Origin of the sequence: Pseudomonas sp. WC1 (assembly GCF_050586565.1) — a bacterium.
In the GTDB taxonomy this organism is placed as follows: domain Bacteria; phylum Pseudomonadota; class Gammaproteobacteria; order Pseudomonadales; family Pseudomonadaceae; genus Aquipseudomonas.
This window is the reverse complement of record NZ_JBOBDQ010000005.1, coordinates 1-15,053: the sequence shown is the minus strand read 5'-3', so window position 1 is coordinate 15,053 and position 15,053 is coordinate 1. Positions and strand designations below refer to the sequence as shown.

Below are 15,053 nucleotides of genomic sequence, written 5' to 3'. Positions count from 1 at the left end.
CATCACTTTGCAAGCCCGCTCTCACGACGGTGTTACTGCTTCACCCTGCTGTGATACAGGGCCTGCCCGTCATGCCACCAGGCGGCCAGGCTGAACACATCCGGCACCTTGAGGATGCTGAAATGGTTGCCTGGCCCCTGCCACACCTCCAACTGCGGCAGCCATTCACGCCAGCCGTCTTCCATCACCTGTTGCTCGCCCTGGTTGCCGGCCGCGTCCAGGCTCGGATCGGCCACCAGCACCAGCCGCGCCAGACCATCGAATCCACCCTCGGGGCGATACACCGTGCGCAGCGCCGTGGCGAAGGTTCGCACCACGCCTTCAAGCGCCTGCGGCGAAGAGCGCGACGGCATCAGGCCGACCCGTACCATCGCCGCGTGCAACTGACGCAGCTGTTCCTGATCGTCGGTTTCAGCGAAGGCTACAGGTTCGATGCCCAACGTCTTGCCGGTGGACAGTTGCAACGACTCGACAAGCCGCTGCAGGGCCTGGGTAAAGGTGTACGGCTTGCCGCAACTGCCCCCCGCGCCCGGCGCCTCGCTGTCGATCAGGGTCAGGGAGCGCACCTCGCGCCCCTTGGCCTGCAGGCGTATCGCCATGGCATGGGCCACCCAGCCACCGAACGAATGCCCGACCAGGTTCAACGGTCCTTCGGGGTACAGCGCCTCGATGGCCTGGGCATGGCACGCCGCAGCCACCTCGACCGAGCAATGGGGCACTTCACCCGCAGCCAGGCCACGCGCCTGCAGGCCATGCACCGGCCAGTCCGGCCCCAGCGCCTCGGCCAGGCCGATGAAGCTGGTCACGCTGTCGCCGGCGCCCGGCACGCAGAACACCGGCACATGGCCCGGCACGCCACTCTGGATTGCCAGTAGCGGCTGGTGCGCCGCCGGCGCGAGCGCCGACGCGGCCTGCATCGCCTGGGCGATGGCCTGGCCGAGCACGGCGGCTTGCGGGTCCTGGACCATGCTCTGGTGATCGCCCGGCACGCTCAGGCACTTCAGCTCCTGCCCAGGCAAGGCCTCGGCCCAGCCCAGGCTCGGGCTGTCGGTGACGATACCGGCGCTGCGCTGTTCGGCGATGAACAAGTGCAGCGGCACCGGCAACGGCGCCAGGCGATAGTGAGCCAGGGCATGGCCATGGGCCAGGTGACGCTCGAAGAAGTGGCGCAACTGTCCATCGCTGGCCTGGGCCAGGCCGGGCACCAGCAACTGCCGCTCACGGCAGTAGGCAAGCAGTGCCTCGAAGGGCAATGCGCCCGGCTGCAACGCCTCGATCTCGGCCAGTTGCATAGCCCCCGCCTCGCCCTGCGCCTGCCAATGCACGCGGCAATGCAGCAGCAACTGCGCTTGCACCAGATACGGCCCTTGCCAGCGCGCCTTGCCCTGGTCGCTCAGGCGCGGCACGTAGGTGTCGATCAGGCCGACGAAGGCCACCGGCTCGTCCGCACCCAGCAATTGCGCCGCTACCTCGTAGGCCAGCACACCGCCGAACGACCAGCCGGCCAGGCGATACGGCCCGTGTGGCTGCACGGCGCGAATCTGCCGCACCAGGCGCGCAGCCAGGCACTCCATGGTGTTCAATTGCACCTGCCCGACGGCGACGCCGGCCAGCCCATAGATAGGGAAATCACCTTCGATATGCCGCCCCAGGACCGGAAAATACAGGTCCAGGCCACTGAACTCATGGATCAGGAACAGCGCAGGCTGGCTGCCTGCGGCACGCACCGTGACCAGGCCTTGCGCCTCGTCCTCGGCCGCCACCTCGTCGAGCAGCGGCGCCAGGGCGGCAATGGTCGGGTGCTGGAACAACTGGGCCAGGGTCGTGTGCAGGCCAGCCTGGCGCATCTCGCCCACCAGGCGGATCGCCGACAGCGAATGCCCGCCCAGCTCGAAGAAGCTGTCATGCCGCCCGACTCGCTCGACCTCGAGCACCTGCGCCCACAGCGCCGCCAAGGCCTGCTCCACCGGCGTCACCGCCGCCTCGAACACCGCCACGGCCAGGTCCTGCGCGCCCGGCAGTGGCAGGGCCCGACGATCGACCTTGCCGTTGTTGGTCAGCGGCAGCGCCTCAAGTGCGACGAACGCCGCCGGCAGCATGTACTCCGGCAACCGATCGCGCAGGAAAGCACGCAACGCCGCACCGTCCAGGGCCATGTCGGTACGGGTGTACCACGCCACCAGGCGCAACGGCCCCTGCTCCAGGCGCAGGGCCATGACCACGGCCTCTTCCAGGCCCGGGCACTGGGTGAGGTGTTGCTCGACCTCGCCCAGCTCGATGCGAAAGCCGCGGATCTTCACCTGGTCGTCGGTGCGGCCCAGGCATTCCAACTGGCCATCCTCGCGCCAGCGGGCCAGGTCACCGGTACGGTACAACCTCGCCCCGGCACCTGCGGCGAATGGATCGTCGAGGAAGCGTTCGGCGGTCAGCTGCGGACGATTCAGGTAGCCGAGGGCGACGCCGTCGCCGCCGATGTACAGTTCGCCGGTGACGCCCTCGGGCAGCAAGCGCCCGTGGCAATCGAGGACATAGGCCGTGGTGTTGCCGATCGGGCCGCCGATCGGCACATGCTCGGCACCGTCGACCACCGCCCGCACCGCACTGGCGGTGGCGAAGGTGGTGGTCTCGGTGGGCCCATAGCAGTGCACCAGGCGCAACTGCGGCGCCTGGGCCAACAAGGCGCGGAAGCTGGCGGGCTCGCCGCGCTCGCCGCCGCACAACAGGATGCGCAGCCCGGCCAACGCCTCGGGGATCAGTTGCACATACTGGTTGAACAGCGCCGTGGTGACGAACATCACGCTGGCGCCGCCCTGGCGCAGGGCGGCGGCGAACTGCGTCGGCTCGACCAGGGTCTGGTGATCGATCACCAGCACCTGGCCTCCGTTGAGCAGGCCGCCCCAGACATCCATGGTCGCGGCGTCGAACGCCGGGTTGGCGACGAAGGCGAAACGGTCCGTGGCGTTGAAGTCGGCATAGCCGTTGTTCAGCACCAGCCGGGCGATGCCGCGATGGGTCACCCGCACCCCTTTCGGCGTGCCGGTGGAGCCGGAGGTGTACATCACGTACGCCACCGCATCGGCCTCCTGGGCCAGGCCCGGGTTGTGCGTGGGCTGCTCGTCCAGCGCCAGGCAGTCCAGGTCGATGCGCCGCGCCTCGCAATCCGCGGCCAGGCTGCCAAGGGTCAGTAACACCGCGGCCTGGCAGTCTTGGACCATGAACGCCTGGCGCTCGGCCGGGGCGTTGATATCCAGCGGCACGTAGATCGCCGAACACTTGAGCACGGCCAACTGCGCGACCAGCAACGGCAGCGAGCGAGGCAGCAGGATCGCCACATGATCGCCGGCCGCCACCCCCTCGCCAATCAACCAGTGCGCCAGGCGGTTGGCCTGCTCATTGAGCTCGGCGTAGGTGAGCTGGCGCTCGTCATGCAGCGCCGCCAGCGCCAACGGATGGCGCGCCACCTGCTGCTCGAACAGGCGGTGCACGGGCACCGACCTGGGGTAGGCGCGTTGCGTGGCGTTGTAATCCAGTAATCGACGACGCTCCTCGGCCGGCACGATGTCCAGCCGCTCCAGGCCTTGCTCGGGATCATGTGCCAGGGCCTCGACCAGGTGTGCGAGGGCCTGCTCGAGGTAACCGCACAGCCGCCGGGCGTCCAGGCCCGCCGCGCACTGCGCGGTCAGGCTGAAGCGCTCCCCGAGGTCGTCGATGCTCAGGGCCAGCGGGTAGTTGCTGCGTTCCTGCGCATGCAGCAGCTCGATGCCCTGCCAGGCACGCCCATTGGCAGTGTCATGGGCCAGCGCGGCGGCACTGTGACGGTAGTTGAGCAAGGCGCTGAACAGCGGCGCACCGGGCGGCAAGGCACTGCAGCGCTGCGCCAGGGCCAGTTGCGCATGCTCGTGCACCAACAGCCCGGTCAGCCGGCGGTGGGTGTCGAGCAGCGCCTCACGTACCGGCAGGCGGCCCACGTCCAGGCGCAGCGGCAAGGTGTTGATGAACACGCCCAAGGCCCGCTCCATGCCTTCACCGCCCTGCAGGCGACCAAGCAGCACGGTGCCGAACACCACGCTGTCGCGCCCCGACAATTGCCCCAGCACCAGGCCCCAGGCCAGGTGCATCAGGCTGGCCGCGCCGACACCCAGCAGCCGCGCCTGTTCGCGGGCCCGCCGCGCCAGCTCGTCGTCCAGCCAGTGCTGGGCTTCGGCCACGGCGTCGGCGTGGGCCAGCGGATGCGGACCGTAGGCCAGGGTCGGCTCGTCGATATCACCCAACTGCTCGCGGAAGTACGCCTCATGCTCGGCCTCGCCGGCACCCTGCAGCACCTGGGCGATGTAGTTGCGGTACGGCACCGGCGGCGGCAAGCGCAGCTGCTCGCCGAGCAGGCAGGCCTCCAGTTCGGCGCGCAACACGTCCTGGGCCACGTGATCCATGACCAGGTGGTGGAACAGCAAGGTGGCGGTGATCCGCCCGCTGCTCGGGTCCTGGCGGTGCACCAGGCGCAGGAGCGGCGCGCGGGTCAGGTCCAGGCGCAGGCTGATCGGCTCATCCGCGGCCAGTTCCTGCACGGGCAACGCCGCCTGGCGCCATACCACCTGCACCGGCTGCGCCAGACCTTCCCAGTACAACGAAGAACGCAGGATGTCGTGCCGGGCGATCACCTGGTCCAGCGCCTGGCGCAACGCCTCCAACCGAGCCTGGTCGGCCACCGCGAAACGCGCCTGCAGCAGGTAGGGATCGTCACCCTCGCTGGCCAGGTGGTGATAGAGGATCCCCGCCTGCAACGGCCCCAGCGGATAGATGTCCTGTACATTGGCGGCACCGCCAGGCACCTGATCGACGATCCGCTCGATGTGCGACTGCTCCAGCGCCACCAACGGCAGCAAGTCCGGCGTGATGCGCCGGCAATCACTGCCGATGCGGTTGGCCGGCACCCGGCTTCCGCCATGCTGGCTCAAGGTCGCGGCCACGGCGGCCAGGGTCGGTTCGGCGAACAGCACGCGGATGTCCGCGTCCAGGCCCTCGGCACGCAAGCGGGCGATCAGGGTCACGGCCAGCAGCGAGTGGCCACCGAGCTCGAAGAAATGGTCCTGGCGCCCTACCCTCGGCACATTGAGCAACTCGGCCCATAGCGCCGCCAGATGGCGCTCGGCCTCGCCTTGCGGCGCCTCGTAGGCACGGCTGAGCACCGCGTCGGCACCAGGGTCGGGCAGACGCTGGCGGTCGAGCTTGCCATTGGCCGTCAATGGCATGGCCGGCAATGCCACATAGGCCGACGGCACCATGTAGTCCGGCAAGCGCGCCTGGGCATGCTTGCGCAATGCCGCCACGCCCGGCACCGCATCGTCGGCCGTGAACCAGGCGACCAGGCGCTCGCCGCGCAGCAGCACCGCCACTTCGCGCACACCCGGATGGCTGGCCAGGCAGGCCTCGATCTCGCCCAACTCTATGCGCAGACCGTGCAGTTTCACCTGGAAATCGTTGCGACCAAGGAATTCCAGCTCGCCATCGGCGCGGCGGCGCACCAGGTCGCCGCTGCGGTACAGGCGCTCATCGACCACGAACGGGCTGGCGCCGAAACGTTCGGCCTCCAGCGCCGGCAGGCCCAGATAGCCACGCGCCACGCCGACACCACCGATGTACAACTCGCCCACCACGCCCCGCGGTACCGGCAGGCCGTTGCTGTCGAGCACATACAGGCGGGTGTTGGCGATCGGCCGACCGATCGGTGGCGCCTCTTCGGGCACGGGCTGCCGGGGCTCGAGGGTCCAGACGCAGCAGTCGACGGTGGCCTCGGTGGGGCCGTAGACGTTGTGCAGCCGCACCTGCGGCAGGCGCTCGCGCAACTGGCGCAGCAACGCCGAAGTCAGCTCGCCACCGCCACAAACCACATCGGTGAGGCTGTCGCAGGCCGCGCTGGCCTCCAGGGCGAGGAACTGCTGCAGCAGTGCGGGCACGAACTGCACCACGCTGACCCGCTGGCGCTGGATCAGCGCCGCCAGGTAGTCCGGGTCGCGCTGGCCATCCGGGCGCGCCAGCACCAGGCGCAGGCCGGCACACAGCGGCCAGAACAGCTCCCATACCGACGCATCGAAGCTCACCGGGGTCTTGTGCAGCAGCGCACCTGATGCGCTCGGGGCGATCAGCCGCGAACTCCAGTGCACCAGGTTGCACAGGCTGCGGTGCTCGACCATCACCCCTTTCGGCGTGCCGGTGGAGCCGGAGGTGTAGATCACGTAGGCCAGGTGGCGGGCGCCAAGGCCCGGCACCTGTGGATTGTCCGGCGACTGCTCGGTCCAGTCCGGCTGGTCGAGGTCCAGCCGCGCCACCGGGCTGTCGCTGAAGCGCCGGTTGCTGGCGGCATCCACCAGCAACGCCAGCGGCGCGCTGTCTTCGAGCATGTACGCCAGGCGCTCATCCGGGTAGCCCGGATCCAGCGGCACGTAGGCGCCACCGGCCTTGAGCACCGCCAGCAGCCCGACCAGCAACCGTGACCCCCGCGCCAGGCACACGGCGACCCGGCTGTCGGCGACCACGCCCTGTTCAATCAGGCGGTGGGCCAAGCGGTTGGCCGCCGCATTCAATTCGGCGTAGGTCAGTTGCCCGTCCTCGGCCTGCACCGCGATGGCCTGCGGCGTACGCGCCACCTGCGCCTCGAACAGCGCGTGCAGCGGTTGCTGCAGGCCGCCGATCCGCTCGCTGGCGTTGCAGGCCACCAGTTCCTGGCGACGTTCGGCGGCGCCGAGCAGCTCGACCTTCGCCGGCACGGCCTGGTCGCTGCCCGCCATCGCCCAGAGCAGTTGCTCCAGGTAACCCAAGTGCCGCTCGATGGTCGCCCGGTCGAACAGCGCGGTGGCGAACTCCAGGGCGCCGCCGTAGCCGTCGGCAGTCTCGCCCAGGCTCAGGGTCAGGTCGAACTTGGCGAAGGTCTGCGTGCCACCCAGCGCCTCCAGCTGCAGCCCACCCAGGCGCAGGGCCTCGCCCGGCACACCGTTCCACGCCAGCGATACCTGGTACAGCGGTGTGTGGGCCAGGCTGCGCGGCGGGTGCAAGCGTTCTACCACCTGTTCGAACGGCAGGTCCTGATGATCCTGGGCCTGGCTCACACAGGCCTTGACCCGGGCCAGCAGCGCGCCGACATCGGGGCTGCCGGCGGTATCGATGCGCAGCGCCAGGGAGTTGACGAACAAACCGATCAGCCCCTCGACCTCAGCCTGGCGGCGGTTGGCCACCGGGGTGCCGATCACTACCTCGGCCTGGCCGGACAGGCGCGCCAGCAACACCGCCCAGGCGCCGGCGAAGAGCATGAACGGGGTGACCCCATGACGCAGGCACAGCGCCCGCAGGTCTTCGCTCAAACGCCGATCCAGGCGCACTTCTACGCGGTCGCCAAGGTAGTCCTGACGGGCCGGTCGTGGCCGGTCGGTGGGCAGGGTCAGCAGCACCGGCGCACCGGCCAGGGCCTGGCTCCAGTAGTCGCCCTGGCGCTGCAAGGCCTCACCGCTCAGCCAGCGACGCTGCCACAGGGCGTAGTCGCCGTACTGGATCGCCAGCGCCGGCATCGGGTCGTCGCGGCCTTCGCTGAAGGCCTGGTACAACGTCGCCAGCTCCTGGGTGAACACCCCCATCGACCAGCCGTCGGCAACGATATGGTGCAAGGTCAGCAACAGCACATGGTGGTCCGCCGCCAGGCACAGCAGGCGGCCGCGCACCGGCAGCTGGTGCGCCAGGTCGAATGGCAGCATCGCCTCGGCCTGCATCAGCTCGGGCAACTGCTGCGCCGCGCCGCGCAGGTCATGCCAGGCCAGGGCGAAGCCGCCCCGTCCGGGCGCCACCCGTACCCGCGCCTCGGCGCCTGTCTGGGTGAAGTGGCTGCGCAGGCTCTCGTGGCGCTCGACGATGCGCTCCAGCGCCCGCTCCAGGGCCTCGCGGTCCAGCGGGCCGCGCAAGGCCAAGCCCAGGGGAATATGGTAGGCGGCGCTGGCATCGTCCATCTGCGCCAGGAACCACAGCCGTTGCTGGGCGAACGACAGCGGCAGGGACTGCCCGCGCGGCGCCGGCTCGATGGCCGGCAGCACGTCGTGGCGATCCTCGGCCAGGGTCGCCGCCACCGTCAGCAGGCGGTCGTCGGCGAACAGCTCGCCCAGCGACAGCTCCAGGCCCAGCCGCGTGCGCACCTGGCCCACCATGCGCATGGCCAGCAGCGAATGACCGCCCAACTCGAAGAAGCGGTCCTGACGCCCCACCCGCTTGAGCTGCAACAGCTCGCACCACAGCTCGGCCAGGGCAACCTCCAAGGCCCCTGCCGGGGCCTCGTAGGCCTGGCTGTCCGCTTCGCGCTCGGGCAACGGCAGGGCCCGGCGGTCGACCTTGCCGTTGGCGGTCAGTGGCCAGGCATCCAGTTGTACCCACGCCGCCGGCACCATGTAGGCCGGCAGGCGTTGTTGCAGCGCGGCACGCAGGGTACCGACCGGCTGCGCCTCGGCGCCGGCAATGTAGTAGGCCACCAGCCGCGGCTGCCCGGGCTGGTCCTCGCGGGCCACCACCAGCGCTTCGGCGACCCCCTCCAGAGCGAGCAGCTGCGCCTCGATTTCCCCCAGTTCGATGCGCAGGCCGCGCACCTTCACCTGATCGTCGTTACGGCCCAGGTAGTCCAGGGTGCCGTCGGCATTCCAGCGCGCCAGGTCGCCGGTGCGGTACATGCGTGCGCCGGGCACCTCGCTGAACGGATCTTCGAGGAAACGCTCGGCGCTCAGGTCTGCGCGGTTCAGGTAGCCGCGCGCCACACCGGCCCCGCCCACGTAGAGTTCGCCGGCCACACCGCACGGCACCAACTGCCGCGCATCATCCAGCAGGTACACGCGGGCATTGGCGATCGGCCGGCCGATGTCCAGCACGCCGCCCGGCAGCACCAGGCCAGAGGTCGCGACCACGGTCGCCTCAGTGGGGCCGTAGTTGTTGACCACGACAAAGCCGGGGTCGCTAGTGAACTGGCGCAGGCGGTCGCCGCCGATCAGCAAGGTGCGCAGGGTCGGATGACGCAGCCCCTGGGCGAAGGCGTACTCGGCCACCGGGGTTGGCAGGAACGCCACCTTCAGGGGTTGCTCCAGCCACCAGGCCAGCAGAGCGTCGAGCTGCTCGTTGCCCAACTGCGCTGGTGGCAAGTGCAGCACCGCCCCGGCGCACAGCGCCGGCCATACTTCCCAGGCCATGGCGTCGAAACCGAAGCCGGCGACGCTGGCGGTGTGATCCCCCGCGCCCAGCTCGAAGGCCTTGCAGTGCCAGTGCACCAGGTTGGCCAGGGTGCGGTGCTCGACCATCACGCCCTTGGGCTGGCCGGTGGAGCCGGAGGTGTAGATCACGTAGGCCAGGTGGCTGGCCTGCAGGCGGGGGATCTCGGGGTTGTCCGCACGCTCCGGCCAGTGCGGCCTGTCCAGTGCCTGCGCCGCCAGGCCCAGTCCTTCAAGACGCACCAGCAACGCCTGCTGCGCCAGCACCACCACCGGAGCGCTGTCCTCGAGCAGATAGCGCAGCCGCTCGTCCGGGTGCGCCGGGTCCACCGGCACGTAGGCGCCACCGGCCTTGAGCACCGCCAGCAACGCCACCAGGGTGTCGAACCCTCGGCGGGCCACCACGGCCACCCGCTCGTCGGGGCCGACACCTTGCCCGATCAGGTAATGGGCCAGGGCGTTGGCGCGCAGGTTCAGCTCGCCATAGGAGAGGGGCATGTCGCCTTGGCTGGCGGCCAGTGCCTGCGGTGCGCGGGCCGCCTGGGCCTCGACCAGGCCATGCACCGTCTGCCCGTTCGGGAACGCCAGGGCACTGCGATTGAAGGTGTCCAGCAGGCGCTTGCGCTCGGCCTCGCCCACCAGTTCGACCTCGGCCAGCGGCGCCTGGTCATTGGTCACCATGGCGCGCAGCATGCTGTCCAGATACCCGGCGAAGCGGCGCACGGTGCCCTCATCGAACAGTGCTGTGGCGTACTCGAGGCTGCCGACCAGTGCCTCGCCCTGCTCGCCCATGCTCAGCGACAGGTCGAACTTGGCTACCTGGCCGACCTGTTCCACGCCTTCCAGCTGCAGCCCCGCCAGGGTCGGCGCGGCGCCCTCGGTGGCCAGCCAGTTGAGGGTGGTCTGGAACAACGGGGTATGGCCGAGGCTGCGCGCCGGCCGGACGATCTCCACCACCTGCTCGAAGGGCAGGTCCTGGTGCGCCTGGGCGTCGAGCAGGCGGGCCTTGACCTGCGCCAGCAGGCGCTCGGTGCTCGGCGCGCCCGCGGTATCGATACGCAGGGCCAGGGTATTGACGAACAGACCTACCAACGGCTCCAGTTCGGCGCGGCCGCGCCCGGCCACCGGGCAGCCCACCACCACCTCGGCCTGCCCGCAAAGCCGGGCCAGGGTGGCGGCCCAGGCGCTGAGCATAACCATGTACAGCGTCACCTGGTGTCGCTGGGCCAAGGCCCGCAGGCCGGCCCCCAGGCGCGCATCCAGCTGCAGCGCCAGGCTGGCGCCGCTGAAATCCTGGCACGCCGGTCGTGGCCGGTCGCTGGGCAGGCTCAGCAGCGTCGGCGCGCCGTCCAGGGCCTGGCGCCAATAGTCGGCCTGACGTTGCAGTTGCTCACCGGCCAGCCAGCGCCGCTGCCACACGGCGTAGTCGCCATATTGGATGGCCAGCGCCGGCAGCGGGTCGTCCTTGCCCTCACGCAGCGCCGGGTACAGCGCGTTCAATTCGCGGGTCAGCACGCCGAGGGACCAGCCATCGGCGACGATATGGTGCACGGTGAGGAGCAGCACATGGTGCGCCTCACCCAGGCGCAGCAGGCTGGCCCGCAGCAACGGCCCCGTCGTCAGGTCGAAGGGGGCAGAGGCCTCGTCGCGCAGGTGCCCGGCCAGTGCCTGCGGTGCCAGCGTCCGGCGCTGCAACCAGCCGGGTTGCGGGGTCGCGGCGATGATCACCTCGGCACTGTCGCCACAGGGCACGAAGCGACTGCGCAGGCTCTCGTGGCGCGCGACGATGCGCAGCAAGGCGGCCTCCAGCGCGTCGGCATCCAGTGTTCCGCGCAGGCCCAACGCCAGCGGCACGTTGTAGGCCTGGCTGCCGCCTTCCAGTTGAGCGAGGAACCACAGGCGCTGCTGGGCAAACGACAGCGGCAAGGGTTGCTCCCGAGGCACCGCGACCAGCGCTGGCAGCTCGCTGCGCCCGGCGCCGGCCAGCACCTGGGCCACCGCCGCCAGCTCGGGATTGGCGAACAGATCGGCCAGGGCCAGTTCCACGCCAAGGCGCAGCCGCACCTGGGAAACCATGCGCATGGCCAGCAGCGAATGCCCGCCCAGCGCGAAGAAGTGGTCATGCCGGCCAACCCGCTCCACGTGCAGCAGCTCGCCCCACACCTGGGCCAGGGCCTCTTCCAGCTCACCCTCGGGGGCCACGTAAGTGCGCTCGAACAAGGCCGAACGTTCTGGCGCCGGCAGCGCACGGCGGTCGAGCTTGCCATTGGCAGTCAGGGGCAATGCGTCCAGCGACACATACGCCACCGGTACCATGTACTCCGGCAGATGGGCCAGCAACTGCCCGCGCAGCTGCTCAGGCTGGGCCGGCTCCAGGCCCGCCTGGGCGGTGAAGTAGGCCACCAGCCGCGGTTGGCCGGGCTGGTCCTCACGGGCCACCACCACCGCCTCGCCGATGCCCGGCAAGCTGTTCAGGCGGCTTTCGATCTCACCCAGTTCGATGCGCACGCCGCGGATCTTTACCTGGTCATCGTTGCGGCCCAGGTAATCGAGGGTGCCGTCGGCCAGCCAGCGCACCAGGTCTCCAGTGCGGTACATACGTGCACCGGGTGTCGTGCTGAACGGGTCGTCGAGGAAGCGTTCGCGGGTCAGTTGCGCACGGTCCAGGTAGCCGCGGGCGACCCCGGCGCCGCCGATGTAGAGCTCGCCGGGCACACCCAGGGGCGCAGGCTGCAGGTGCGCATCGAGCACGTACAGGCGGGCGTTGTCCACGGCGCCGCCGATGTGCAGGGCGCCGCCCGCCTCCACCACGCCGGAGCTGGCCACCACGGTGGTCTCGGTGGGGCCATAGTTGTTGACCACGGCGAAGGTCTGGGTGCGGTTGAACTGGCGCAGGCGGTCGCCGCCGATCAGCAAGGTGCGCAGGGTCGGGTGTTCGAGCTGGTGGCTGAAGGCATACTCGGCCACCGGCGTGGGCAGGAAACTGACATCCAGCGGCTGGGCGCGCCACCAGGCCAGCAGCGCGTCAAGGTCTTCGTGGCCTTCGCTGGACGGGGCCAGGTGCAGGGTCGCCCCCGCGCACAGCGCCGGCCAGACTTCCCAGGCCATGGCGTCGAAGCCGAAACCGGCCAGGCTCGAGGTGTGACGCCCCTGGCACAGATCGAACGCGCGGCAGTGCCAGTCCACCAGGTTGTTCAGGTTGCGGTGTTCGACCATCACCCCCTTGGGCTGGCCGGTGGAGCCTGAGGTATAGATCACATAGGCCAGGTGCGCCGGGCTCAGGCCGCTCACCTGGGGATCGTCACAGCGCGCCGGCCAGTCCGGCTGGTCGAGTGCCAGCACCGGCACCGCGCCTGTGCCCAGGCGGCCGCGCAGCGCCTGCTGGGTCAGTACGGCCACTGGCGCGCTGTCATCCAGCAGGTAACGCACGCGCTCGTCGGGGTGTGCCGGGTCCACCGGCACGTAGGCGGCGCCGGCCTTGAGCACCGCGAGCAGGCCGACCAGGGTGTCCAGGCCGCGCCGGGCGAACACCGCCACCCGGTCGTCGGGGCGCACGCCCAGGCCGATCAGCTGATGGGCCAGGGCGTTGGCGAGCTGATTCAACTGCTGGTAACTCAGCGACTGGTCGTCACAGGTGGCGGCCAGGGCCTGCGGATGGGCCTGGGCCACGGCCTCGATGCGCCGGTGCAACGGCCCATGAGTGTCTGTGGCGCCGGGGGTCTGGTTGAAGGCTGCCAGTATGTGCTCGCGCTCTTCGTCCGGCAGCATCGGCAACGCGCGGACGGCAACAGCGGGTGCTTGCACCAAGGCCGCGAGCAGGCTGCGCAGGGTCTGCTCCAGATAGGCGCAGACGCGTTGCGCCGGCACTTCGGGGCTGGCCAGCAAGGTCAGGCGGAAGGCTTCGCCGAAGTCGTCGACGCTCAAGGTCAACGGGTAGTTGGTGGCCTCGGCGGCATGCACGATCTCGATACCTGCCCAGCCTGCCCGGCGCACCGCCTCGGAACCCGAGGGCGCGCTGTGGCGGTAGTTGAGCAAGGCGTTGAACAATGGCGTCGGTGCCGCCACGCCGCTGCAGCGCTGCGCCAGGGCCAGAGGCGCATGCTCGTGGCGCATCAGCGTGCTCAGGCGCTGGTGGGTAGCCTTGATCGCCGTGGGCAGGTCGACGGCATCCAGGTCGACCCGCAGCGGCAAGGTATTGATGAAAATGCCCAGCGCCCGGTCGGTGGCTTCGGCACCTTGCAGGCGCCCCATCAGCACGGTGCCGAATACCACCTGCTCGCGCCCGGTCAGGCCACCCAGTACCCGTGCCCAGGCCAGGTGGAACAGGCTGGCGACACTCACCCCCTGGCTGCGCGCCTGGCTGCGCAGGTCGCGGCACAACGCCAGGTCGAGATCCAGGGCGTGCTCGTTCAGCGCCGCGCCGTCGCCCTGCACATCGCCCAGGCCATAGGCCAGGGTCGGCCCGTCGACGCCCCCGAGCATGTCGCGGAAAAACGCCTCGTGCTCGGCCTCGCTCACGCCCAGCAGGGCCTGGGCCACGTGGTTGCGAAACGGCACCGGCCGGCCCAGATGGGCACTCTCGCCGAGCAGGAAGGCGAGCATTTCGTGGCGCACCACTTCCAGGGCGCTGTGGTCCATGGCCACGTGGTGGAACTGCAGGGTGGCGTGGACCTGCCCGCCGGGCTCCGGCGCCTGGCACTGCAGGCGGATCAGCGGGGCCTGGGTCAGGTCGAAGCCAGTGTCGGGCAACGCGCCGGGAGCCAGTTGCACGACACGCAGCCGGGCCTTGCGCCAGACCACCTGCAGCGGCGTTTCCAGGGTCTTCCAGTGCACCGAGGTGCGCAGGATGTCGTGCCGCTCGATCACCCCTTGCAGCGCCTGGGCGAAGGCCTCGACCCGGCTGCTGTCGGCAAACACGAAGCGCGCCTGCATCACATAGGGATCATGCTCGCCAGCACTGGCGTGGTGGAACAGCATGCCCTGTTGCAGCGGCACCAGCGGGTAGATGTCCTGCACGTTGGCCGCCCCGCCGGGGATGGCCGCGACCAGCTGGTCGAGGCTGTCCTGGTCGAGGTCGGCCAGGCTGAGCATGGCGGACGTGATGCGCTCGCAATCGGCGGGGATGCGGTTCTCCGGCACTTCGACGCTGCCCTGGCGCGCCGCCACGTATTCACCGCGCTCCAGCAGGGCGACCAGCGCCGGCTTGTGCTCGCGCAAGCGTGCCACCAGGGCTGTGTCGGTCAGGGCCTGGCGATTGCCCTGGACCACCAGTTGGCCATCCTTGAGGGCCAGCTGGACATTGTTGGCGGTCAGTGTCGCCAGTAGTTCGTTGATGCTCACAGGACGATCTCCATTCTGTCTGTGATGGCGGCATAGCCTGCCAGCGTCGGGTGTTCGAACAGGCTGCGCACGTCGGCCTCCAGGCCCGCTTCGCGCAGGCGCGAGGTGAGGGTCACCGCCAGCAGCGAGTGGCCACCCAGTTCGAAGAAGTTGTCATGGCGCCCTACCCGCTCCACGCCCAGCAGCTCGCTCCAGATCCGCGCCAGCAGCTGTTCGGTATCGCCGGCCGGCGCCTCGTAGTCGCGGCTCGGCAGGTCAGCTGCCGGCAGCGCCTTGCGGTCGAGCTTGCCGTTGGCGGTCAGCGGCAGGGCCGGCAGCGGAATGAACAGTGCGGGCACCATGTATTCCGGCAGTTGCCCGAGCAACGCTTCGCGCAAGGCCTCGGCCGGCGGCACGTCGCCGGTGACATAGGCCACCAGGCGCGGGCCGGCCGGCTGGGTGTCGTGCACCAGCACCACGGCTTCGCGCACCCCGGCCACACGAGTG

The 15,053-nt window shown here is 69.9% G+C and carries 2 protein-coding genes; both read right to left on the bottom strand.

The window, feature by feature from the left end:
- Nucleotides 1-32 precede the first annotated feature (32 nt).
- The gene (locus ACQ4OD_RS03325; protein WP_430943878.1) at nt 33-14,567 is read right to left on the bottom strand and encodes an amino acid adenylation domain-containing protein; all 14,535 of its coding nucleotides are present in this window, start codon (nt 14,565-14,567) and stop codon (nt 33-35) included.
- A partial coding sequence (locus ACQ4OD_RS03320; RefSeq protein WP_430943877.1) for a phosphopantetheine-binding protein occupies nt 14,564-15,053 on the bottom strand: 490 nt, incomplete at its 5' end. The genes ACQ4OD_RS03320 and ACQ4OD_RS03325, both read right to left, overlap by 4 nt.